General features: G+C 68.2%; 22 protein-coding genes. 14 read left to right on the forward strand and 8 right to left on the reverse strand.

What is annotated here, in order from left to right:
• Positions 1-40: 40 nt before the first annotated feature.
• From HF877_RS20125 to HF877_RS20140, 4 genes are all read right to left on the reverse strand, one after another.
• Positions 41-553 (reverse strand): (2Fe-2S)-binding protein, encoded by a 513-nt coding sequence (locus HF877_RS20125; RefSeq protein WP_169622974.1) that lies wholly within the window; start codon positions 551-553, stop codon positions 41-43.
• Complete coding sequence (locus HF877_RS20130; RefSeq protein WP_169622975.1) at positions 546-1421, reverse strand: xanthine dehydrogenase family protein subunit M; 876 nt, start codon at positions 1419-1421, stop codon at positions 546-548. The genes HF877_RS20125 and HF877_RS20130 overlap by 8 nt, the downstream gene beginning before the upstream one ends.
• A complete protein-coding gene (locus HF877_RS20135) occupies positions 1418-3790 on the reverse strand; it encodes a xanthine dehydrogenase family protein molybdopterin-binding subunit (protein WP_169622976.1) in 2373 nt (790 codons plus the stop codon). Before HF877_RS20135 ends, HF877_RS20130 begins: the two co-directional genes overlap by 4 nt.
• 261 nt (positions 3791-4051) lie before the next feature.
• Positions 4052-5755: an alkaline phosphatase D family protein gene (locus HF877_RS20140; RefSeq protein WP_169622977.1), complete on the reverse strand. Its 1704-nt coding sequence runs from the start codon at positions 5753-5755 to the stop codon at positions 4052-4054.
• A gap of 191 nt (positions 5756-5946) precedes the next feature.
• Between HF877_RS20140 and HF877_RS20145 the strand changes: the two genes are divergently transcribed.
• On the forward strand, positions 5947-6135 hold the full coding sequence (locus HF877_RS20145) for a hypothetical protein (protein ID WP_169622978.1): 189 nt from the start codon (positions 5947-5949) through the stop codon (positions 6133-6135).
• 104 nt (positions 6136-6239) lie between these two features.
• Positions 6240-7277, forward strand: coding sequence for a beta-ketoacyl-ACP synthase III (locus HF877_RS20150; protein WP_169622979.1), 1038 nt, complete (start codon positions 6240-6242; stop codon positions 7275-7277).
• Positions 7278-7309: 32 nt separating this feature from the next.
• Here HF877_RS20150 and HF877_RS20155 read toward each other — a convergent pair whose 3' ends face one another.
• From HF877_RS20155 to HF877_RS20160, 3 genes are all read right to left on the reverse strand, one after another.
• A complete protein-coding gene (locus HF877_RS20155) occupies positions 7310-8473 on the reverse strand; it encodes a N(5)-(carboxyethyl)ornithine synthase (RefSeq protein WP_169622980.1) in 1164 nt (387 codons plus the stop codon).
• 44 nt (positions 8474-8517) lie between these two features.
• Positions 8518-8652 carry a hypothetical protein gene (locus tag HF877_RS21565; RefSeq protein ID WP_277350493.1) on the reverse strand — a complete coding sequence of 45 codons (135 nt, stop codon included), beginning with the start codon at positions 8650-8652 and terminating at the stop codon, positions 8518-8520.
• A gap of 144 nt (positions 8653-8796) precedes the next feature.
• Positions 8797-9486, reverse strand: a complete 690-nt coding sequence (locus HF877_RS20160; RefSeq protein WP_169622981.1) for an MBL fold metallo-hydrolase — start codon at positions 9484-9486, stop codon at positions 8797-8799.
• A gap of 120 nt (positions 9487-9606) precedes the next feature.
• Between HF877_RS20160 and uvrA the strand changes: the two genes are divergently transcribed.
• Positions 9607-12531 carry an excinuclease ABC subunit UvrA gene (gene uvrA / locus HF877_RS20165; protein WP_169622982.1) on the forward strand — a complete coding sequence of 975 codons (2925 nt, stop codon included), beginning with the start codon at positions 9607-9609 and terminating at the stop codon, positions 12529-12531.
• A gap of 64 nt (positions 12532-12595) precedes the next feature.
• Here the strand turns inward: uvrA and HF877_RS20170 are convergent, their stop codons facing one another.
• On the reverse strand, positions 12596-12961 hold the full coding sequence (locus HF877_RS20170; protein ID WP_169622983.1) for a DUF1844 domain-containing protein: 366 nt from the start codon (positions 12959-12961) through the stop codon (positions 12596-12598).
• Between the two features lie 339 nt (positions 12962-13300).
• Between HF877_RS20170 and infC the strand changes: the two genes are divergently transcribed.
• From infC to HF877_RS20225, 11 genes are all read left to right on the forward strand, one after another.
• Entirely contained in the window at positions 13301-14002 is a 702-nt protein-coding gene (gene infC, locus HF877_RS20175) for a translation initiation factor IF-3 (protein WP_206037422.1), read from the forward strand.
• Positions 14003-14072: 70 nt separating this feature from the next.
• A complete protein-coding gene (gene rpmI, locus HF877_RS20180) occupies positions 14073-14267 on the forward strand; it encodes a 50S ribosomal protein L35 (RefSeq protein ID WP_072698932.1) in 195 nt (64 codons plus the stop codon).
• 72 nt (positions 14268-14339) lie between these two features.
• Entirely contained in the window at positions 14340-14720 is a 381-nt protein-coding gene (rplT, locus tag HF877_RS20185) for a 50S ribosomal protein L20 (protein WP_169622984.1), read from the forward strand.
• A 38-nt stretch (positions 14721-14758) separates the two neighbouring features.
• Positions 14759-15589, forward strand: a complete 831-nt coding sequence (locus tag HF877_RS20190; RefSeq protein WP_169622985.1) for an RNA methyltransferase — start codon at positions 14759-14761, stop codon at positions 15587-15589.
• A 93-nt stretch (positions 15590-15682) separates the two neighbouring features.
• Positions 15683-16753, forward strand: coding sequence for a phenylalanine--tRNA ligase subunit alpha (gene pheS / locus HF877_RS20195; protein ID WP_169622986.1), 1071 nt, complete (start codon positions 15683-15685; stop codon positions 16751-16753).
• 49 nt (positions 16754-16802) lie between these two features.
• Positions 16803-19289 (forward strand): phenylalanine--tRNA ligase subunit beta, encoded by a 2487-nt coding sequence (gene pheT, locus HF877_RS20200; protein WP_169622987.1) that lies wholly within the window; start codon positions 16803-16805, stop codon positions 19287-19289.
• A 76-nt stretch (positions 19290-19365) separates the two neighbouring features.
• Positions 19366-19782: a hypothetical protein gene (locus HF877_RS20205; protein WP_169622988.1), complete on the forward strand. Its 417-nt coding sequence runs from the start codon at positions 19366-19368 to the stop codon at positions 19780-19782.
• A 64-nt stretch (positions 19783-19846) separates the two neighbouring features.
• A complete protein-coding gene (gene argC / locus HF877_RS20210; RefSeq protein WP_169622989.1) occupies positions 19847-20920 on the forward strand; it encodes an N-acetyl-gamma-glutamyl-phosphate reductase in 1074 nt (357 codons plus the stop codon).
• 35 nt (positions 20921-20955) lie between these two features.
• The gene (gene argJ / locus HF877_RS20215) at positions 20956-22188 is read left to right on the forward strand and encodes a bifunctional glutamate N-acetyltransferase/amino-acid acetyltransferase ArgJ (protein WP_169623002.1); all 1233 of its coding nucleotides are present in this window, start codon (positions 20956-20958) and stop codon (positions 22186-22188) included.
• Between the two features lie 23 nt (positions 22189-22211).
• Positions 22212-23156 carry an acetylglutamate kinase gene (argB, locus tag HF877_RS20220; protein WP_169623003.1) on the forward strand — a complete coding sequence of 315 codons (945 nt, stop codon included), beginning with the start codon at positions 22212-22214 and terminating at the stop codon, positions 23154-23156.
• Positions 23153-24340 carry an acetylornithine transaminase gene (locus tag HF877_RS20225; protein ID WP_169622990.1) on the forward strand — a complete coding sequence of 396 codons (1188 nt, stop codon included), beginning with the start codon at positions 23153-23155 and terminating at the stop codon, positions 24338-24340. Before argB ends, HF877_RS20225 begins: the two co-directional genes overlap by 4 nt.
• Positions 24341-24346: the final 6 nt, after the last annotated feature.

A 24346-nucleotide genomic window follows, 5' to 3' on the forward strand; every position in this document is an offset into this window, starting at 1 on the left:
ATTCGGGCGGGATCGTCTTCACTCGGTGTTGTCGTGTGCGTCAGGCGCCGGATGCGGGGACGGTGCCGGGCTCGCCGCTGGAGTCGGGGCCACCGGCCGCGGCGCGTACCGCGCGGACGATGCCCTGGTAACCGGTGCAGCGGCACAGGTTGCCCGAGATCGCTTCCCGGATCTCGTCGTCGGACGGTGACGGGTTCTCGCGCAGGAAAGCGGTTGCCGAGACGATGAATCCCGGTGTGCAGAAACCGCACTGGAGTCCGTGCTGGTCGCGGAAGGCTGCCTGGACGGAGGACAGTTCCCCGTCGGCGCCGGCGAGGCCCTCGATGGTCGTCAGTTCGGCTCCGTCGGCCTGGACCGCGAAGATCAGGCACGCGCGCACGGCCTCGCCGTCGAAGAGGACGGTGCACGCCCCGCACACTCCGTGCTCGCATCCCAGATGTGTGCCGGTCAGGCCGCACCGCTCGCGCAGGTAATCGGCCAGCGTCAAGCGCGGTGGTACGCGATCGTGGCGGGTCGCGCCGTTGATCCGGACACGGATATCGACGTCAGTCATCGAGTGCCTCCTTCACGGCGCGGTTCCACGCGCGAGCGACCATCGCGGACCCGACGCGGCGTCGGTACCCGGCCGTGCCGTGACCGTCCGACGGAACCGCGTCGAGATGTGCGGTCGCGTTGCGGCCGACCTCCTCGGCGGAGATCGTCGACGCCCCGCGCCCGAGCAGTTCCCTTTCGACCGTTCGCGCGCGGATCGGTGTCGGGCCCATTCCGAAGACCGTGACCGCGCACCGTTCGATCCGCTCGTCCGCATCCACGCGGAGCGCGACCGCAGCGCCCGCCACCGCGAAGTCGCCGCTGCGGCGGGTGAATTCTTCGATCGCAGAACCGCACCGGCCGCGCCACACCGGGAATGTCACTGCGGTCACCAGCTCGTCCGGTTCCATCGCCGTCGTCCACATCCCCTGGAAGAAGTCGGCGGCGGGGATCGTGCGCAACCCCCGGGGGGAGCGCGTTTCGATGTCGGCATCGAGGGTCAGGGCCACCGCCGGATACTCCGCTGCGGCATCTGCGTGCGCGAGGGAACCGCCTATCGTGCCGCGGTTGCGGATCTGGAAGTGCCCGATGAGCGGTGTCGCGCGGGCGAGCAGGGGAACGCTTCGGGCGATCGTCTCGGACCGGCCGACCATCGTGTGCGTGGTGGTGGCCCCGATCCGGACGGTGTCGGTGCCGGCCGTGATGTCCGCCAGATCGGTGAGTCGCCGGAGGTCGACGAGGTGGTCGAACACGGCGAGCCGCAGGACGAGCAGCGGCATCAGGCTCTGCCCGCCGGCGATGAACTTGGCCTCGTCACCGAGTTCGGCGAGCAGGTGAACCGCCTCGTCGGCCGTCTCCGGTGCGTGATAGTCGAACGCGGCGGGCTTCATTCGTCGTCCTTCGCGGCGGTGCGCGCGTCGTCGATCATCGTCAGAACGGCGGAGGGGGACAGCGGCAGCTGTTTCAGTTCGACTCCGAACGGAGCAAGCGCGTCCATCACCGCGTTGAGCACTGCGGGCGTCGCGCCGATCGCGCCGCCCTCGCCCACGCCCTTGAAGTTTCCGGGCCCCGGGCTCGGGGTGTCGATGTGCCCGATCTCGATCGCCGGAATCTCGGATGCCGTCGGCAGCAGGTAGTCCATGAAGGTGGTGGCGACGGGATTGCCGCTGTCGTCGTACGCGAGATGCTCGTACAGTGCGCCGCCGATTCCCTGGACGGTGCCGCCGCAGATCTGGCCCTCCACCACGCTCGGATTGATCATCTTGCCGCAGTCCTCGCTCACGATGTAGCGAAGCAGGGTCACCTTGCCGGTCGCTACGTCCACCTCGCAGGTGCACACGTGGGTGGCGTTGGCCCAGATCATCATGTGTGGTGTCCGGTAGCGCCCGCTCGCTTCCAGACCCGGCGGGACACCCGGTGGCAGGGCCTCACCCTGGAAGTAGGCGATATCCGCGATCTCGGCCAGCGACAGTGTCTTGTCCGGTGCGTTCCGCGCCGACGCCGTGCTGTCGACGAAGTCGATCTCGTCGGGAGTCGTGTCCAACCGGTGCGCCGCGATCGCCACGATCCGTTCACGCAGGCCCGCGGCGGTCTCGGCAATCGCACCTGCCGTCATCGACCCGGACCTGCTGCCACCGGTGCCGGCCCCGAACGGCGTGACGGCGGTATCGCCCTGGACCGTCCGGACATCCGCCATCGCAACGCCGAGGGCATCTGCCGTCAACTGCACGACGGTCGTCTCGAGACTGTTGCCCGCGGAGCCACCGGCAACATAGACGTTCACCTTGCCGGTCGGCTCGATCCGGATGGTGGCGCCCTCGGTGCTGTGGAACGAGGTTCCGCCCGTAGTCGGCTCGACGTAGGTGCACGTACCGACGCCGAGATACCGTCCCTCGGCGCGGGCGCGTTGCTGCTCTTCCCGGAAGTCCTCGTAGCCGAGCATCGCCACAGCCTGCTCGAGAGTGTCGAGGGGTGAGATGTGATCGAGCGGCATGCCGTGCGGGTTGAACGCGGGCAAGTCCTCGCGGCGGATCATGTTGCGACGTCGCAGCTCGACGGGATCGATGCCGATCCGGCGGGCGGCATGGTCGAGAAGCACTTCACGAGCGACGGATTCGAACTGCCAGGGACCACGGTAGGCAAGCCGGCCGACGGTATTGGAGTAGTGGAACTTCACGCTGAACGACGCGTCCGGGACCCGGTAGGGACCCGGGAACAGCATGCCCACCACGACTCCGGCGGTGAGAGGCGAAGGAGTGGGGTAGGCACCGACGTTCTGCACATGTTCCATTCCCGCCGCAAGGATCCGGACCTCCGCGTCGAAGGCCATCCGCACGTCTGCGTGCTCATGACGCGCCATACCGGACGACATCAGATTCTCTTGCCGGTCCTCGATCCACTTGACCGCCGTGCCGAGCGTGCGTGCCGCGAGCTGGATGCAGATCTCCTCGCGCAGCGGCGCAACCTTGAGTCCGAAACCCCCTCCGGTGTCGCGCGCGATCACCCGGACCCGGTGTTCGTCGATGCCCAGCAGCCGGGCACAGAAGCCGCGCACCTCGTGGGGCGACTGGGTGGAGATCCACACCGTCATCTCGCCTGTCGAGGCCGACCACTCCGCCACCAGCCCGCGGGTTTCCATCGGAACGGGTAGGTAGGCCTGCTGAAAGATCTGCTGCTGCACGGTATGTGCGGCGGCCTCGAAGATCGGATCGAGATCCGATGCCGGACGTCCGGCCATCTCACCGGCGGAGTTGCCGGCGAACCCGGCGTGCACGAGATGCGGTGACGAATCCGCGGTGACGTAATCGAGTACCGGTTCGAGCGGTTCGTACTCGACTTCCACGAGTTCGACGGCGTCTTCTGCGACGTACCGGTCGACGGCAACGACCAGGGCCACCGGGTCTCCGACGAATCGCACCTCTTCTTCGGCGAGCGGTGGCCGAGGTACCGGCGGCATGCCGGGCATGTCGAGCGCGTAGGAGATCTGGTGCGCGACGGTGTTCAGTTCGGCGGCGGTGTATACCGCGAAGACGCCCTCGAGCTGCAGTGCCGCGGATGTATCGATCGCGCCTATTCGCGCGCGGGGCAACGGGCTTCGTACAAAACAGGCGTGCACCATCCCGGGCCGTGTCACGTCGTCGACGAACGTGCCGGCGCCCGTGACCAGGCGGAGATCCTCGATGCGCGGAACCGAGGTGCCGACTACCCCGCGCGCGGCGGCGTCGTCGCGGACAGCTGGGGGAGTCTGCGTGCGGGTCACCGGAGTGCTCGTCGCAGAGGGCGGTTCGGTATGCGGGAAAACGACGGCGGAAGTGTCATGCGGCAGGTTCTCCGTTCACCTGGACAGTCCGTCAGGCGTCCGCTGAAGGCTTGTGCCCCAACAGGTTCGAGAATTAAAGCGCAAACACGTGCGGGTTCGGCACGTGCGGAATGTCTAACATCGCCGACGGTGCGATGTCAACAAGATATGTCGTCGGCGATTATGTGGTTGCGATTTCGTGAGAATTGCATTTACGGCAGGTCAGGTCTCCGCGCGGTCCGGACGATGCAGTCGCGGCGCGTCCGTAGTCGCGTCGTCCCGCGACAGGACCAGGTCGGTGACGCACTCGAAGTACGGGGCGGCGCTACCACGGCTCGTGGTGCGCTCGATCGACAGTCGTGCCGCGCGGCCGTGCAACCGGAGCGTCGCGATCTGGTTCCCGAACGTCGGCCCGGCGATCCGATCCCACTCCACGGGCGACCGGGGAACCGGCGTGACAAGCCGGAGCAACCCGCGTACCGACCGTTCCGCCAGGCGACTCCACGCCGCCCGGAACCCCGCCCGGACCGCGGCCGGAACCCGATTGTGGAGAGGTGAACACGTCAACTGATAGACCTGCGAGTCGGTCGGGAAGGTGAACCGCGCGCTCGCGGCGTAGGCGTGGTGGACATCGCCCGACAGCACACAGATCGTCGCCGGCGGGATGCCGGACGCGTCGGTCCGGTCTCCGCGGGCGACTTCGCCGAAGAGTCGCGCGAGACGGTCGAACGAGTCGTGGAACGCCGCCCAATGCTCGAGGTCGGCGCCGCGGCGCAGACTCTCCGCCCAGCGGGCGAGCCGCGGTCCCCGCGCACCGAACGCCAACTGCTCGTCCCAGGCCTCCGCATCGTGCAACGCGCGGAGCAGCAGCCAGGGCAACGACATTCCGACGAGGAGGTGGTCGTAGTCGCCCACCGTCTGGTCTTCGATCCAGTCGAACTCCGGATCGGAGACCATCTCGCGCCGTTCCGAGGTGAGGACCCGCCCGCAGCGCGAATCGATCACGAGAAGACGCACCGACCCGAAATCCCGGCGATACGACCACTGCACACCGCGCGCACCGTCGGCCTCCTCGTCGGCCTCGGACGCGAACTCGCGCAGCAGGGCGGTCGCGTCGCCGGTGGTCCCGCGGATCTTGGCGTACAACTCGTTCCGGCGCAGTTCCGCGGGCGAGAGGTTTCCGAGGTGCTGGTAGATCCAGTACGACATGAGCGCCCCGACGATCCGCTCCTCCCACCAGTTGCTCGCCTCGAATTCGGCGCGCCACGATTGCGAGGTGTTCCAGTCGTCGTGCACGTCGTGGTCGTCGAAGATCATCGAGGTCGGCACGGTCGACAGCAGCCACCGCACCTCCGGGTCCGACCACGCCTGGGCATAGAGCCAGGTGTATTCCTCGAAGTCCCGCACCTGGGCGCCGGGCGGCTCGTCCAGGTCGTGCCGCTCTCCGACGCGTTGCAGGATTTCGGGCGACAGTTCGTCGGCATAGACCTGGTCGCCCAGCAGCATCAACGCGTCGGGCCACAGGTCGCGCGGTTGCGTCCTCATACGCTGCGCGTAAACCGCGAGAGCGTCCGCGCCGAGCGACTCGTCGCCCCCGCCGTCGGTCTCGGCGCCGGTGGTGGCGACCCGGCACGAGCCGAACGCGAGATCGAACCGGGCGTCGTCGCTCAGGGACCGGATGACAGAGGCGTCGGCGTCCTCGAGTGGCCAGACGTCGGTGTCGTCGAGTCGCACCCGGTACGGCGTGGTGGAACCCGGCTCCAGGCCGTCGATCACCACGAGCGCGTAATGGTGTCCCTCGACGGACCACGTCCGTTCGGAACGGCCGAGTATCTCGACGGTGCAGGGGGCAGATGTTTCCACCCACACCGTGGCGTCCGTGGAACCGACGTGCCTGAGGACGGGGCCGAGCAGAAGTGCCGCCATGGTTCACCGTGCCGGAGTTCGCAGGAGCGAGGCCTGATGCGACCGAATCGTACCGGGATCAGAAGGCCGATCCCGACGAAACGAGCCCCGGGAAGGGGAATCGGGGGGACGCTGTTGATGCCGGCAGTCTCCGCCGGCGGAACTTCGGAACGAGGGGAGTCCGGCGTGGACGACAGTCAGGATCCGAGTGGATGGACAACCTCGACGAAGACGCGAAGCGGCAGGCGCAGGACAAAGCCGAGAAGGTCCGCAAGATGTACGAACCCGGGGTACGGCCCACCGAAACCGTGCCGGGTACCGACGGAATGGTCTCCGGTACCGCGTTCGCCGAGCCTGACGACGAACATCGCGAGGACGAATCGGAAGCGGACCGGCAGTAGAGCGGCCGGCTGTCCTGTCCGGCGTCCAGTCGTGCGCGCGAGGGCGTTGTGGCGATGCCATGGAAGTGCTTCCGAACGGCGCGCGGTAGGGGCAAGATGTGCGAATGCCCGCACACATCACCACCGCACCGCCGACAGTTCACACCGCCCTCCTCGGTCTGGGGGTCTACCGGCCTCGCCGCGTCGTTCCCAACTCGGAGATCGTCGAGCGCATCGACTCCACCGATGAATGGATCAGGACCCGCTCCGGCATCACCGCCCGCCACTGGGCCGAACCTGACGAAACGATCGTCTCGATGAGCACGGCCGCTGCCCGCGACGCGCTGTCCGCGGCGGGCATGGATGTCGATCAGATCGATGCCGTCGTACTGGCCACCTCGTCGCAGATGGTGCTGGGACCGTCCGCGGGGGCTGTCGTGGCCACCGAACTGGGCATGCAGAACACCGCCGCCTACGACGTCTCCGCGGGCTGCGCCGGGTTCTGCTACGCGCTCGGCAACGCGGCGAGTCTCGTCCGCGCCGGCCAGGCCCGCAACGTCCTGGTCATCGGCGTGGAGCGACTGTCCGACCTGCTCGACCCCACCGACCGCACGTGCGCGTTCATCTTCGCCGACGGCGCCGGGGCCGCAATCGTGGGCCCGGCCGACGAGGAAGGGATCGGGCCGGTCGCCTGGGGCTCGGACGGCAGCCAGACCGACGCCATCAAGCAGGACAAGGATTTCCAGCAGTATTTCGGCGAGGTCGACGCCGCGCTGGCCGGCGGTCCGACGCCGGTACGCCCGTATATCCGGATGAACGGCGCGGCCGTTTTCCGCTGGGCCGTGACGTTCCTCGAGACGGCGTGCAAAGACGCCCTGGCGAAATCCGGCGTCACGGTCGACGACCTCGATGCCTTCGTGCCGCACCAAGCCAACAGCCGCATCACCGATGCCCTGATCCGGACCTTGGGACTACCCGACACCGTGGCGGTCGCTCGCGACATCGCGGAAACGGGCAACACGAGCGCGGCCTCGATTCCGATGGCCATGGAAGAGTTGCTGCGATCCGGTGCGTCCAAGCCCGGTGACACGGCACTGCTGCTCGGGTTCGGGGCCGGGCTTTCGTACGCCGGGCAGGTCGTCCGGATGCCCGCGATCGTGTAACCGCGACCGGCGGGTGCCGGTCGCGGCACCCGTCATCGCGCGGTCGCGTCCACCGTCTCAGCGAGCATCGCGTGCGGGTAGTCGGCGGCGCGGTGCTGGAACGCGGTGATACTCGGATTCCGGATCACTCCGTCGCGAATCTCGATCGCTCGGGCGATGACCTGGTCGCCGGCCCAGGCGTCCGGGCCGGAGAGGACCGTCCGCATGTGGGGGAGCAGCGCTGCACTGATTTCCCACGTCGCGGAGTTCCACAGGTACGACGGACTGTGATCCACGGCGTAGTAGTGGATGTTGTTACCGACGACGAAGCTCGGCTCGGTGAACGAGGTGGGCCTCGCCCAGCTGAACCCCATGCCCGCATCGCACGACACATCGACGATCAGGCTGCCGGACGCGAACGCATCCAGGTCTTGTTCGTGGAGGAACGTGAGCGGTTCCGCGGTGTCCTGCAGGACGCAGTTGACCACGATGTCGTTCTCCGCGAGGTACGGCGCCAGCGGCACCCGTCCCTCGTCGGTGAGCACGAAGCTGCGATGCGGATCGGTGGCCTCGTGTTCGAACCGAACGATGCGCGCCGAGTGGATAGGCGATCCGACGGCGGCCACATCACGGTTGGTGAGCACCCGGACATCGTCGATGCCGTGTGCGTTCAAGGCGGTGACCGCGCCCCGGGCCGTTGCCCCGAACCCGATGACGACGGCGCGCAGACGACGGCCGTAGTCACCGGTGCACCCGATGATCTGCAGACCGTGGATCACCGAGCTGTAACCGGCAAGCTCGTTGTTCTTGTGGAACACGTGCAGCCCGAAGCTTCCGTCGCTGCGCCAGTGGTTCATCGCTTCGAAGGCGATCAGCGTCAGCCGCCGGTCGATGGCCTGCTGCGTCACCGCGGTGTCCTGGACGCAGTGCGGCCAGCCCCACACCGTCTGGCCCTCCCGGAACTCCGCGAGATCGCTCGCCTGAAGCTTGGGCAGAGCGATCACGTCGCAGTCGGCGATCAACTGCTCCCGGGAACGGAATCCCGCGACGAAGGGCTCCAGATCGGCATCGGACACACCGAAGGGTGTGCCGTAGCCGGGCTCCAGATAGATGTGGGCACGCAAATCCTCGTCGATCCGGGAAAAGTGGTGCGGATGGATCGGCAGACGTCGCTCGTTTTTCTTCCGAGAGTGCGCCAGGACACCGAGATCAAGCATATGTAGTTGTGCTCCTGCGGGTTTGGTGATGAGGGAGAGTTGTGTCAGCGCTTCTTGACGTGCGCGACGATCTCGGGATCGGCCTGGGAGTTGGCGCCCGACTTCTTGTCGGCCCGCTTTTCCTTCAGCGACTTGCCGGACTTCTTGGACATGGAACTGCGAGGCGATTTGTCGGCCATGCTGCCACCCTCATTCGAGGACCTGAACGGTCCTGATGACCTGACAGTACGGGATCACCGGCCCGGAACCTCGCTCCGCCTCGAATGCGGGGTCCCCGAACGGCCGGCGTCGAGGCTCGGGCCGATGACCTGCTACGCAGTCCGTCACCAGCCGCGTTCGCGCCACTCGCCGAGGTGCGGACGCTCCGCGCCGAGCGTCGAGTCCTTGCCGTGCCCGGGGTAGAACACCGTGTCGTCGCCGAAGCGGTCGAAGATCTTCGATTCGACATCGTTCATCAGCGAGCGGAAGGCGTCGTCGTCCGGGGTCTTGCCGACGCCGCCGGGGAAGAGGGAGTCGCCGGTGAAGATGTGGTGCTTGCCTGTGCCCTGTTCGGTGAGAACCAGCGCGACCGACCCCGGTGTGTGCCCTGCGAGGTGAATCACCTCGAGATCCAGGTCACCCACCCGAATCGACTCTCCCTCGGTGAGAATTCGATCGGGTGCGACCGGCAGCGGTCCGGCGTCGAGTGCGTGCGCGGCGGTGGGGACACCCGTCTCGGCGGCGACCTTCTCGAGACCCTGCCAGTGATCCCAGTGCTGATGGGTCGTGACGATGAGTTCGAGGTGCGGGGCGTTGTCGCGCAGGAACCGCACCAGTGTGTCGGGTTCGTTTGCGGCATCGATGAATACGGATTTGCCGGTCGCGGTGTCGGTGACGAGGTAGGTGTTGTTGTTCATCGGGCCGACGGCGAGTTTCACGATCTCCGCGCCGGGGACTGCGCGTCGCTGGGCCGACCCTCCCGGGGTGACGTCGCCGGTGTAGGTGTCCTCGATGATCACGGTGTGCTGCGTCATACCCGCAAACCTACCGCCGCCACACCCGGGAGGGGACGAAGCGCGCCCGGCCTCTGTCGGTACCCGCGCCTACCATGGATCAAGGCCGAACCTCGGCCGTGTCTACAGGAAGGATATGGCGTGGCGGACCGCCTGATCGTGCGTGGAGCACGGGAACACAACCTGCGGGGAGTAGACCTGGACCTACCGCGCGACAGCCTCATCGTGTTCACCGGCCTGTCGGGATCGGGCAAGTCGAGCCTCGCGTTCGACACCATTTTCGCGGAGGGCCAGCGGCGCTACGTCGAATCGTTGTCGGCCTACGCCCGGCAGTTCCTCGGACAGATGGACAAGCCCGACGTCGACTTCATCGAGGGCTTGTCGCCGGCTGTGTCCATCGACCAGAAGTCCACCAACCGCAATCCTCGATCCACGGTCGGCACGATCACCGAGGTGTACGACTACCTGCGTCTGCTGTACGCCCGCGCGGGCACTCCGCACTGCCCGGTGTGTGGCGAGGAGATCTCCCGGCAGACGCCGCAACAGATCGTCGATCAGGTCCTCGACATGGAGGAAGGGGCGCGATTCCAGATCCTCGCGCCGGTCGTCCGTACCCGCAAGGGCGAGTTCGTGGACCTGTTCGAGCAGCTCACCGTGCAGGGTTACTCCCGCGTCCGGGTCGACGGCGTGGTGTATCCGCTGTCGGATCCGCCGAAGCTCAAGAAGCAGGAGAAGCACGACATCGAGGTCGTGGTCGACCGGTTGGCTGTGAAGCCGAGCGCCAAGCAGCGCCTGACCGATTCGGTCGAGACGGCGTTGCGCCTGGCGGAAGGCGTGGTCGTCCTCGACTTCGTGGACCGCGACGAGAATGCGCCGGATCGCGAGCGCCGGTTCTCCGAGTCGCTGGCGTGCCCCAACGGGCACCCCCTGGCGATCGACGATCTCGAGCCGCGCTCGTTCTCCTTCAACTCGCCCTACGGCGCGTGCCCGGAGTGCGCGGGCCTCGGTGTCCGGAAGGAAGTCGACGTCGATCTCGTCGTGCCCGACCCGGACGTCAGCCTGGCGGAAGGTGCTATCGCGCCCTGGTCGATGGGCCAGAGCGCGGAATATTTCACGCGCCTGCTGACCGGCTTGGCCGACGTCATGGGCTTCGACATCAACACTCCGTGGAAGAAACTGCCCGCGAAGGTTCGCAGGGCGGTCCTCGAGGGCAGCACCGACCAGGTGCACGTGCGGTACAAGAACCGGTACGGCCGCGTCCGTTCGTACTACGCCGAGTTCGAAGGTGTGATGCCGTTCCTGCATCGTCGCCTCGAGCAGACCGAGTCCGATCAGATGAAGGAACGCTATGACGGGTACATGCGGGAAATCCCTTGCCCCGCATGTAAAGGCGCTCGGCTGCGTCCTGAGATCCTCTCGGTCACCATCACCGCCGGCAACCACGACCGCAGGTCGATCGCAGAGGTGTGCGACCTGTCGATCGCCGAATGCGCCGAGTTCCTCGACACCCTCACCCTGGGCAGCCGCGAAGCGGCCATCGCCGGCCAGGTGCTCAAGGAAGTGCAAGCGCGGCTCGGATTCCTGCTCGACGTGGGCCTCGACTACCTCTCGCTCTCCCGCGCCGCCGCGACCCTCTCGGGCGGGGAGGCGCAGCGCATCCGGCTTGCCACCCAGATCGGCTCCGGCCTCGTCGGTGTCCTGTACGTGCTCGACGAACCGTCCATCGGCCTGCATCAGCGCGACAACCGCCGGCTCATCGACACCCTCACGCGGCTCCGCGATCTCGGGAACACGCTCATCGTCGTCGAGCACGACGAGGACACCGTCCGTGCGTCCGACTGGGTCGTCGACATCGGTCCGCGAGCAGGCGAACACGGTGGCCGGGTGGTGCACAGCGGCACCTACAAGGAGTTGCTCGACAACCCCGAGTCGCTGACCGGCGCGTACCTGTCCGGCCGCGAAGCCATCGAGATCCCGGCGCTCCGCCGTCCCGTGGACCAGAAGCGGCAGATCACCGTCGTGGGGGCGCGCGAAAACAACTTGCACGACATCGACGTGTCGTTCCCGCTCGGTGTGCTCACCTGCGTGACCGGCGTATCCGGCTCGGGTAAATCCACGCTGGTCAACGACATTCTCGCGACGGTGATGGCGAACAAGCTCAACGGGGCGCGCCAGGTGCCCGGCCGGCACACCCGCATCAACGGCCTCGACCAGCTCGACAAGCTCGTGCGCGTCGACCAGTCTCCGATCGGTCGCACGCCGCGGTCCAACCCCGCGACCTACACCGGGGTGTTCGACAAGATCCGCACGCTGTTCGCGGCCACCACCGAGGCGAAGGTGCGCGGGTACCAGCCGGGGCGCTTCTCCTTCAATGTCAAGGGCGGACGCTGCGAGGCGTGTTCCGGTGACGGCACGCTGAAGATCGAGATGAACTTCCTGCCCGACGTCTATGTGCCGTGCGAGGTGTGCCACGGGGCGCGGTACAACCGCGAAACCCTCGAGGTGCACTACAAGGGCAAGACGATCGCCGAGGTTCTCGACATGTCGATCGAGGAGGCGGCCGAGTTCTTCCAGCCCGTCACCTCGATCCACCGCTATCTCAAGACACTCACCGAGGTGGGACTGGGATACGTGCGGCTGGGCCAGCCGGCCACCACGCTGTCCGGCGGCGAAGCCCAGCGCGTCAAGCTCGCGGCGGAACTGCAGAAGCGGTCGAACGGGCGCACCGCGTACATCCTCGACGAGCCGACCACCGGCCTGCACTTCGAGGACATCCGCAAACTGCTCGGTGTCATCAACGGGCTTGTCGACAAGGGCAACACCGTCATCGTCATCGAGCACAATCTCGACGTCATCAAGACAGCGGACTGGGTGATCGACATGGGCCCCGAAGGCGGAGCCGGGGGCGGCACCGTCGTCGGACAGGGCACGCCCGAGGACATCGCCGAGGTGGAAGCGAGCTACACCGGGCGCTTCCTCGCCGAGGCACTCGCGCCTGTACCGCCCGCGCCGAAGAAGGCTCCGGCCCGGAAGCGGGCGGCGAAGAAGAAGGTCGCGGCGAAATAGTCACCAGGACACCCGGGAGCGGCGCCGAGCGCTGCGTCCCGGGTGTCGTGCTGTGCGGGTGGGATCAGTAGACGGGGCCGGTGTACTTCTCGCCGGGACCGAATCCGGGCTCGTCGGGAGTCGACGATGCCTCACGGAACGCGCGCTGCAGTGCCTGCAGGCCCTCGCGGATCGGTCCGGCGTGCGGTCCGAGGTATTCCACGGAAGCCGTGACGAGGCCGGCCAGCGCAGTGATCACACGTCGTGCTTCGTCGAGATCGAGGTGGCTGCTCTGCTGGGGGTCGGCGTCGCCGAGACCCAGCTTCTCGGCGGCCGAACTCATCAACATCACGGCAGCGCGGCTGATCACCTCGACGGCCGGGATCTCGGCGAGTTCGCGCACGTCGTCCGGCGCTACGTTCGGGTCCTGGGAATCGGGTGCCTCGGTCATGCATCGAGGATCCCACTGCGCCCGGGAGCGACGCAGTTCGGGTGGTCGCTCGCGGGGCGATTCGATGCCGACGTGCATCTTTGCTAGACTTGTCCCCACGACCGCCCGTGCATACCAGCATGGGCAGCAAAGTGGAGTCCGACTCCCACCTCTGGCGGCACAATAGATGCAGTTCAGTGGTCCGGTCTTCCCGGTGCTCGCACCGCGGATGCCGCATCCTCCGGGATGCTGGGGCGTATGTGCAGTGCAACTGCCGTTCGTCGACCGGTCGGTATCGGACCCCGCGTGGAGCCTCGGCACCACAGCGGGGTCTTTTCGTCGAGGAACTCGGGCCACCTGCTGCGGTGCGGTCACACCGACCCACCGTTCTACCTAGGAGGCCACATCAGCGCTGAGACCCGCATCAACGAACGCATCCGAGTTCCCGAGGTCCGTCTCGTCGGACCTGGCGGGGAACAGGTCGGCATCGTGCGTGTTGAAGATGCACTCCGCCTGGCTATCGAAGCCGACCTCGACCTCGTCGAGGTGGCGCCCGACGCTCGGCCGCCGGTCTGCAAGATCATGGATTACGGCAAGTTCAAGTACGAGAACGCGCAGAAGGCGCGCGAATCGCGCAAGAACCAGCAGATGACCGTGATCAAGGAGCAGAAGCTCCGGCCCAAGATCGACGATCACGACTACGAGACCAAGAAGCGCAACGTCGTTCGCTTCCTCGAGGCCGGGTCCAAGGTCAAGGTCACCATCATGTTCCGTGGCCGTGAGCAGTCGCGTCCCGAACTCGGGTACCGGTTGCTGCAGCGTCTGGGTGCGGATGTCGCCGAACTCGGCTTCATCGAAACCTCCGCGAAGCAGGACGGTCGCAACATGACCATGGTGCTGGCCCCGCACAAGGGCGCGAAGACCCGCGCGAAGGCGCAGGAAGCCGCCCATGCTGCACCGGTCAACACCGCGCAGCCCTCGAGCACCGCGCAGGCAACGCAGGCATCTGCCCCTGCGACCCCGCCGCCGGCGCCGCAGCAGGGCGACGCCCCAAGCAGCTAGCCGCTCGAACCAGCACACCCGGTGCTGCGTGCGAGCACCGATGTACACACCGACAAGAACTGAGGACTCCATGCCCAAGTCGAAGACCCACAGCGGCACCGCGAAGCGATTCAAGGTGTCCGGCAGCGGGAAGATCCTGCGCCAGAAGGCCGGGCGCCGCCACCTTCTCGAGCACAAGCCTTCGACCGTCACTCGCCGTCTCGACGGCGTGGCAGTGGTCGCGCCCGCGGACACCCCGCGGGTCAAGCGCCTGCTCGGCCTCTGAGCTTCCCCGACCGTTTCCCGCTCTCCGGGGACGAAACAATGTCGTCCCCCGAACTTTGACAGGACTTAACCAGTGGCACGCGTGAAGAGGGCCGTCAACGCCCAGAAGAAGCGCCGTTCGATTCTCGAGGCCTCGAAGGGCTACCGCGGGCAGCGCTCGCGTCTGTACCGCAAGGCCAAGGAGCAGCAGCTTCACTCGCTGACCTACGCCTACCGCGACCGTCGCGCCCGCAAGGGTGATTTCCGCAAGCTGTGGATCAGCCGTATCAACGCGGCGGCCCGCGCCAACGACATCACCTACAACCGCTTCATCCAGGGCCTCAAGGCCGCGGGTGTCGAGGTCGACCGCAAGATCCTCGCCGAGCTCGCCGTCTCCGACGCCGAGGCATTCGCCGGCCTGGTCGCGCTCGCCAAGGCTGCGCTGCCGGCCGACGTCAACGCTCCGGCTGCCTGAGCACGACGCTGAACGACGACACAACACAGGAACGGCCCGTGGATCCGCTCACCGAGCGCACCCCGCGGGTCGTTTCTGCTGTGAAACTCTTGCGGGCCGCGGAACGACGCAAAAACGGGCGGTTTCTCGCCGAGGGTGAGAACTCCGTCACCGAAGCGCTCGCGGCCGGTCACGTGCACGACCTGTTCGTCACCGAAGCCGCGGCCGAACGCTACCGCGACTGCGTCGACGCCGCGCACCGCGCGGGGGTGCGCGTCGCCACCGTGACCGAGAAAGCCGCCGCCCGTCTGTCGGACACGGTGACCCCGCCGGGACTGGTGGCCGTCTGCGACACCCTCGACGTCCCTCTCGAGGCGGCACTGTCGCCGCGCCCCCGGCTCGTGGCGGTGCCCGTCGCGATGGCGGAGCCCGGCAACGCCGGCACCCTGATCCGTGTCGCGGACGCTGTCGGCGCCGACGCGGTGATCCTCGCCGGCGACTCGGTGGACCCGCACAACGGGAAGTGTGTGCGTGCGTCGGCAGGCAGCATCTTCCACCTGCCGGTTGCGCGGGAGCGGGACACCCTGCGTGTTCTCGACGCCCTCTCCGGCGCAGGCGTGCAGATCCTCGCGACGGCCGCCGACGGCGAGGTCGAACTCGACGACGCCGACGAACTGCTGGCCCGTCCCACGGCGTGGCTGTTCGGTAACGAGGCCCACGGTCTCGATCCGGAGGTCGCCGCGCGGGCAGACCATCGGGTCCGTATCCCGATCCGGGGTCGTGCCGAGTCTCTCAACCTCGCTACCGCAGCGTCGATCTGCCTGTACGCCAGCTCCCGGGTGCAGCACCGGCCCCCGGTGCAGACTCGGGCCTCCGGACCCATCACATAGGATTTGTCGGTGCGCCGTCGACCATCCGGTCGCGGCGGCGCCCGCGAGAACATTTCGAACCATCGTTCGCCCGAAGAAGGAGTTGCACCGGTCGTGGCCAAGAATGAAGGCGGCACCCCGCCGGCAGTCGATCCGAGCGCCTTGACCGAGGAGGCCCTCGCTGCGGCCGAGAAGGCTGCGATCGAGGCGTTCGCGGCCGCTGCCGACCTCGACGCGCTCGCGCGGGCGAAGGTCGACCATCTCGGCGACAAGGCGCCCATCTCCCTCGCCAAGCGTGCGCTCGGCTCGCTGCCGGGCAAGGAGCGCGCCGACGCGGGCAAGCGGGTCAACGCCCACCGCACCGCCGCGCAGGCCGCATTCGACGCCCGCAAGGAGGAACTGCAGGCCGAGCGTGACGCGGCGGTCCTCGTCGCCGAGGCCGTCGACGTGACGCTGCCGGCGACTCGCCGCCCGCTCGGTGCCCGGCACCCGATCAGCATCATTTCCGACCAGGTCGCCGACGTGTTCGTCGCGATGGGATGGGAAATCGCCGAAGGGCCCGAGGTCGAAACCGAACATTTCAACTTCGACGCCCTCAACTTCCTGCCCGACCACCCGGCCCGCACGATGCAGGACACCTTCCACATCGCACCGGAAGGGTCGCGTCAGGTGCTGCGCACCCACACCTCCCCGGTGCAGGTGCGCACGATGCTGCACCGCGACATCCCGATCTACGTGGTGTGCCCGGGCCGCACGTTCCGTACCGACGAACTCGACGCCACGCACACCCCGGTGTTCTCCCAGGTGGAGGGTCTCGCGGTGGACAAGGGTCTGACCATGGGCCACCTGCGCGGCACGCTCGATGCGTTCGCGCGTGCCCTGTTCGGACCGGAGACCCGGACGCGGATGCGTCCGAACTACTTCCCGTTCACCGAGCCGTCCGCCGAGGTGGACGTCTGGTTCCCGAACAAGAAGGGCGGCGCGGGCTGGGTCGAGTGGGGCGGCTGCGGCATGGTGAACCCGAATGTGCTGCGGGCCTCGGGCATCGACCCCGACGTGTACACCGGATTCGCATTCGGCATGGGTCTCGAGCGCACGCTGCAGTTCCGCAACGGCATCCCCGACATGCGCGACATCGTCGAAGGCGACGTGCGCTTCACCCTGCCCTTCGGTGTGCAGGGCTGACGCCCGCCACCTCCATCCGTCCCCGAACGAACGAGAAAGCTGAACCCAAGTGCGAATAGCGCAGTCCTGGCTGACCGAGATCCTGCAGCGTGCCACCCCGGAGTGGAACGTCACGCCCGAGGAACTCGACGCGGGATTCGTCCGGGTCGGGCTCGAGGTCGAGGACATCGAAACCCTCGAACGCATCGACAACCTGGTCGTCGGACGGGTCGCCGAGATCACCGAACTCGAGGGGTTCAAGAAGCCCATCCGGTTCTGCAAGGTCGAGGTGGGCGAAGACGAGCCCCGCGGCATCGTGTGCGGTGCCCGCAACTTCGCCGAAGGTGACCTCGTGGTCGCCGCACTCCCCGGCGCGGTGCTTCCCGGCGGGTTCGCCATCGCGAGCCGCAAGACCTACGGGCAGGTCTCCGACGGGATGATCTGCTCGGTGAGCGAACTGGGTATCGGCACCGACCACTCGGGCATTCTGGTGCTCGAACCGGGAAGTGCCGAGCCGGGCGCGGATGCGAACGAATTGCTCGGGCTCGGCGACACGGTCGTCGAACTGAACATCACTCCGGACCGCGGTTACTGCTTCTCCGCGCGCGGACTGGCCCGCGAACTCGCCTGCGGCTTCGACCTCGAATTCGTCGACCCCGCTCAGGTCACCCCGCTGCCCGCCGACGGTGGCGAGGCCTACCCGATCCGGCTCGAGCCGGAGACCGACGCCACCCGGTTCGCGGCACGCCGGGTAACGGGCATCGACCCGAACGCAGTGTCCCCGTGGTGGCTGCAACGGCGCCTGCACACCGCCGGTGTGCGCCCGATCTCCCCGGCCGTCGATGTCACGAACTATGTGATGCTCGAACTCGGCCAGCCGCTGCACGCGTTCGACGCGGCCACCCTGCAGGGCGATATCGTCGTGCGCCGGGCTCGGGCGGGGGAGAAGCTGACCACCCTCGACGGTGTCGAGCGCGACCTCGATCCCGAGGACGTCGTGATCTGCGACGATTCCGGCGTCATCTCCCTTGCCGGCATCATGGGCGGCGCCACCACCGAAGTCGGGGACGCGACCACCGACATCCTGCTCGAAGCGGCGACCTGGGATCCGCTCGCCGTGTTCCGCGGCAACCGGCGTCACAAGCTCAGCAGTGAAGCCGGGAAGCGTTTCGAGCGCACCGTCGACCCCGCCGTCGCCCGCGCCGCACTCGATCGCGCGGCAGCGCTGCTCGTCGAGATCGCCGGCGGCACCGTCGAGCCCACCCTCACCGACATCGTCGTTCCGACCGAACCCGTGTCGATCCGGATGGACATCGACCTTCCGGACCGCATCGCCGGGGTCACCTACCCGAACGGCACCGCCGCCCGTCGCCTGACCCAGATCGGGTGTGCCGTGGAGGTCGGTGTCGGCGAGGACGGCCACGGTCAGCTCGTGGTGACGCCGCCGTCGTGGCGCCCCGACCTGCGTCAGCCCGCAGATCTCGTCGAGGAAGTGCTTCGCCTCGAGGGACTCGAACAGATCCCGTCGGTGCTCCCGGCCGCTCCCGCAGGACGGGGACTGACGCCGAGCCAGAAGCGTCGCCGCGCCGTCAGCAAGGCGCTGGCATACGACGGTTACGTCGAGGTACTCGCCCCGGTGTTCCTGCCCACCGGCGTGTTCGACACCTGGGGACTCGACGCCGACGATCCGCGCCGCGTCACCACCAAGGTGCTCAACCCGCTCGAATCGGACCGCCCGGAACTGGCCACCACCTTGCTGCCCGGCCTCCTCGAGGTGCTCGCGCGCAATGTCTCGCGCGGTCAGCGCGACCTGGCGCTGTTCTCCATCGCCCAGGTGGTGCAGCCGGGTCCGGACACGGTGGCGGTCGCGCCGCTGCCGGTCGACCGGCGTCCCAGCGACGACGAGATCGCGACCCTCGAGCAGTCGCTCCCGGCGCAGCCCGTGCACGTCGGCGGTGCGCTCGCGGGAATGCGCGAGCCCGCGGGACCGTGGGGATCCGGACGTGCCGCAGAGGCGTCCGACGCCTTCGCGGCCGCGGAGACCATTGCCAGGGCCGCGGGTGTGCAGCTGGAACGGCGTGCGGCGCAGTATCTTCCGTGGCATCCTGGTCGTTGCGCCGAGTTGCTCGTCGACGGGGTGGTCGTCGGCCACGCCGGTGAGTTGCATCCGGCCGTCGTCGAACGGGCGGGCCTTCCGGCGCGCACGTGTGCTTTCGAGCTCGATCTCGACGCCCTCCCGATCTCCGAGTCGCTGCCCGCTCCGGTGGTCTCGCCGTTCCCGGCGGTGCTGCAGGATGTCGCGGTGGTGGTCGACGCGGAGGTGCCGGCGGCGTCGGTCGAGTCCGCGTTGCGCGCGGGTGGCGGCGAACTGCTCGAAGACATCAGGCTGTTCGACGTGTTCGAAGGCGCGCAGGTGGGTGAGAACCGCAAGTCGCTCGCGTTCGCGTTGCGTTTCCGGGCGCCCGATCGCACGCTCACCGAGGACGAGGCGAGCGCTGCCCGTGACGCTGCGGTCGCTGCGGCTGCTGCCTCCGTGGGTGCCGAGATGCGTCGCTGACGTTGTCCTCGGCGGGGGCGCGCCGGGTCACGGCTCGGCGCCCCCGCTCTCGGTCCGTCCGACGTAACCTGGATGTATGAGTAGCGACGAACGGAACCACGGCCGGACACCGGAGCCCGAGACGCCGGACGAGCCTGCGCCCGACGTCACACCGGCCGAACCCGCGACTCCCACGGTGCCCGACGTGCCGCCGTCGCCGGACATCCCGGACGTGCCGCCCGCCGAGCCCGAACCGGCCACCGATCCCGGCCCCGTCGGTTCGGGGACGCGGGCGCCGACGATCGAGGAGATCACCGGGTACACCCGCGACGGCGTGCCCACGCTGGACTCGGTGCGAGAGAAGATCGAGCACCGTTCGGCGACAGCGATCGGCGCAGAGGAACTGGCGAGGGAAAGCGTGTCCGGGCGCACCCTCGACGACGAGTACGAGGCGCGGCAGGCAGCCGCGGCCGACAAGCTCGCGGAGATCCGGCGGTCGTTGCGTTCGGAATGACCCGGAACTGGGTGTGACCCAGAGCTGGATGAAATAGTTTGCATCATCGTGCATAATCAATCGTATGGGTAATTCACCGGTATTCACGGCGACGCCGCAGGCGCCGCTCCGGGTGGCCGTCGCGGGAGCGAGCGGTTACGCGGGCGGCGAGATCCTGCGCCTCCTTCTCGGCCATCCCGCGTACCAGGACGGATCACTCGTCATCGGTGCACTCACCGCCGGGAGCAACGCCGGAGCCACCCTCCGCGAATTCCATTCGCATCTGCTGCCGCTCGCCGACCGGGTTCTCGCACCCACCGACCTCGACAGCCTCGCCGGGCACGACGTCGTCTTCCTCGGCCTGCCGCACGGCCACTCCGCGGTCATCGCCGAGCAACTGCCCGAGACCACCGTCGTCATCGACTGCGGCGCCGACTTCCGGCTGACCTCCTCCGATGACTGGACGCGCTGGTACGGCACCGACCACGCGGGCACCTGGCCGTACGGCATGCCGGAACTGCCCGGCGCGCGCGACAAGCTCATCGGCGCGACCCGCATCGCCGTACCCGGCTGCTATCCCACCTCCGCGTTGCTCGCTCTCGCTCCGGCGGTCGCAGCCGGCATCGTGGAACCGTCCGTGCAGGTCGTCGCGGTGTCCGGTGCCTCCGGCGCGGGCAAGTCGCCGAGAGTCGACCTGCTCGGCTCCGAAGTGATGGGATCGGTGCGGGCCTACGGCATCGGCGGCGCCCACCGCCACACCCCCGAGATCAAGCAGAATCTCTCAGTGCTCGCCGGCACCGACGTCTCCGTCTCGTTCACCCCCGTTCTCGCACCCATGCCCCGGGGCATCCTCGCCACCTGCACGGCGCCGACCACGGCTACCGCCGAGGAAGCGCGCGCCGTCTACGAAAAGGCCTACGGGGACGAAACATTCGTGCACCTGCTACCGGAAGGGGTGCTGCCCGCCACCGGCTCGGTGATCGGGTCCAACGCCGTTCAGCTCGCCGTCACCGTCGACCCCGACGCGGGCCTGCTGATCGTGATCGCCGCGCTCGACAACCTGACCAAGGGCACCGCCGGAGCTGCGGTCCAGTCCATGAACCTGGCGCTCGGGCTGCCCGAGGCCGCCGGCCTGTCCACCGTAGGAGTGGCGCCGTGACCGATCTGACCGACAGCACCACCACGGAGGACAGCGTGGACGCCGCGTACGCACACGCCGAGGAGATCGCCGGAGGACGGCTCATCCGCACCCAGGGCGTGACCGCCCCGGCAGGGTTCCGCGCCGCCGGCATCCGGGCCGGGATCAAAGCCAACGGCAACGCCGATCTCGCCCTCGTCCTCAACGAGGGACCCGAGCTCGCCGCGGCAGGCGTCTTCACCACCAACAAGGTCAAAGCCGCTCCCGTCCTGTGGTCCCAGCAGGTCCTCACCACCGGCGCATTGCGCGCGGTGATCCTCAATTCCGGCGGTGCCAACGCATGCACCGGACCCGGCGGATTCCAGGACACCCACACCACGGCCGAAACGCTGGCCGACGCACTGAGCAACTGGGGCACCGAGACCGGCGCGGGTGAGATCGCCGTGTGCTCGACCGGGCTCATCGGCGACCGGCTGCCCATGGACAAGGTCCTCACCGGCGTGCAGGAGATCGTCCACGAACTCGCCGGAGGAATCTCCGGCGGCACCGACGCCGCCCACGCGATCATGACGACCGACACCGTCCCTAAGCAGGCGGCGCTCCACCACGCGGCGAACTGGAACGTCGGCGGCATGGCCAAAGGCGCGGGCATGCTCGCCCCGGCGCTCGCCACCATGCTCTGCGTGCTCACGACCGATGCCGTCGCCACCCCGGAACAACTCGACGCGGCGCTGCGCCACGCCAGCCGGAAGACGTTCGACCGACTCGACATCGACGGTGCCACCTCAACCAACGACACCGTCTTGCTGCTCGCCTCCGGCGCCAGCGGGGTCAGCCCCACACAGGACGAACTCGACGCCGCGGTCCTCGGCGTCTGCGACAGTCTCGCCGACCAGATGATGGCCGACGCGGAAGGTGTCACCAAACGCGTCACCGTCACCGTGCGCGGTGCCGCGAGCGAAGACGACGCGCTCATCGGCGCCCGGACCGTCGCCCGCGACAGCCTCGTGAAAACCGCGCTGTTCGGCTCCGACCCCAACTGGGGACGGGTGCTCGCCGCCATCGGGATCGCCCCGATCGAACTCGACCCGAACACGATCACCGTCACGTTCAACGGGCAGCCCGTGTGCATCGGCGGCGTCGGCGCCCCCGGTGCCCGCGAGGTGGACCTGACCGGTATCGATATCGCGCTCGACATCGATCTCGGGCTCGGCGACGCCGAGGTGTCGATCCGCACCACCGACCTGTCGCACGCGTACGTCGAAGAGAACTCGGCTTACTCGTCGTGACCGCGCACGTGACCGGAGCCGACATGGCCGCAGACCTCATCGCGAACGTGTCCGCACAGCAGAAAGCATTCGTCCTCGCCGAAGCGTTGCCGTGGCTGCAGAAGTTCCGCGACAAGATCGTCGTGGTGAAGTACGGCGGCAACGCCATGATCGACGACGACCTCAAAACGGCGTTCGCGGCCGATATGGCGTTCCTGCGCACCGTCGGCATCCACCCCGTCGTGGTGCACGGTGGCGGACCCCAGATCAACGCCATGCTGCGGCGGCTCGGGCTGGAAGGCGAATTCCGCGGCGGATTCCGCGTCACCACCCCCGAGGTGATGGACATCGTGCGGATGGTGCTCTTCGGCCAGGTCGGACGCGAACTCGTCGGCCTCATCAACGCGCACGGCCCCTACGCCGTGGGGATCTCGGGCGAAGACGCGCGGCTGTTCACCGCAACCCGTCGCACCGTCGTCGTGGAGGGCACGGACACCGACATCGGGCTCGTCGGTGACGTCACCACCGTCGACCCCGCCGCCGTCCTCGACCTGATCGCCGCCGGTCGCATCCCCGTGGTGTCGACCGTTGCGCCCGACATCGACGGCGTCGTCCACAACATCAACGCCGACACGGCCGCGGCCGCGCTCGCCGAGGCCCTCGGCGCCGAGAAACTGGTGGTACTCACCGACGTGGAGGGGCTCTACACGAACTGGCCCGACCGCTCGTCGCTGACCTCGTCCATCGACGTGGACACGCTCGCCGAACTGCTGCCTTCCCTCGACTCCGGCATGGTCCCCAAGATGGAGGCGTGCCTGCGCGCCGTCCAGGGCGGGGTACCGACCGCTCACGTGATCGACGGTCGCCAGGCGCATTCGGTGCTGCTCGAACTGTTCACCGAGGAAGGCATCGGCACCATGGTCACCCCTGCCCGGGGCACCGGCACGCACAGCCCGACGGTGCTCCCCGTCACGGAAGGAAACGCATGACCGGCACGTCCGAGCTGCAGCAACGCTGGGCAGGCTCGCTCATGAACAATTACGGCGTCCCCAAGCTGGCGCTCGTCGCCGGCGACGGCGCGGTCGTCACCGACGCCGACGGCATGCAATACCTGGATCTGCTCGGGGGCATCGCGGTCAACAGCCTCGGCCACCGGCATCCCGCGATCCTCGAGGCCGTCACAGCTCAGCTCGGGCAGCTCGGCCACGTGTCCAACCTCTATGCCTCCGCACCGGTAGTGGAACTCGCCGAACAACTCCTCGGGCACTTCGGACACCCCGGGCGAGCCTTCTTCTGCAACTCCGGCACCGAAGCCAACGAAGCGGCGTTCAAGATCGCCCGCCTCACCGGCCGGCCGAAGATCATCGCCTGTGAGAAGGCGTTCCACGGCCGCACCATGGGTGCCCTCGCGCTGACCGGTCAGCCCGACAAACGGGCACCGTTCGAGCCGATGCCCCCCGGCGTCGAGTTCGTTCCCTACGGCGACATCGCCGCGCTCGACGCCGCGGTGGACGAGAACACCGCCGCCGTGTTCCTCGAACCCATCATGGGGGAGTCCGGGGTCGTCGTGCCGCCGGAGGGCTACCTCGCGGAAGCCCGCCGCATCACCCGTGAGCGCGGCGCGCTGCTCGTGCTCGACGAAGTCCAGACCGGCATCGCCCGCACCGGCACCTTCTTCGCCCACCAGGCAGCCGGAGTCGTGCCCGACGTGATGACCCTCGCCAAGGGTCTCGGCGGCGGTCTGCCCATCGGTGCGGTCCTCGCGACCGGGCCGGCCGCGGACCTCTTCCAGCCGGGCAAGCACGGAACCACGTTCGGTGGGAACCCGGTGTGCGCCGCCGCGGCCCTCGCCGTCCTCCGCACCATCGACGAGCAGAACCTGCTCGACCACGTCAACGCCGTCGGCAAGACACTGAGCACCGGCATCGAGTCCCTCGGGCACCCCCTCGTGTCGCACGTGCGGGGCTCCGGCCTGCTTCTCGGTGTGGTCCTCACCGACACGAAGTCCGCAGCGGTCGAAGCCGCCGCGCGCGAGGCCGGGTTCCTCGTCAACGCCCCGGCGCCCGACGTCATCCGGCTCGCGCCGCCGCTCATCCTCACCGAGCGCCAGGCCGAAAGCTTCGTCGCGGCGCTACCCGCCATCCTCGACAACGCCGACCGGGAAGGGAACTGACGCACC

Origin of the sequence: Rhodococcus sp. BL-253-APC-6A1W, from assembly GCF_012843405.1 — a bacterium.
Taxonomy (GTDB): Bacteria; Actinomycetota; Actinomycetes; order Mycobacteriales; family Mycobacteriaceae; genus Rhodococcus.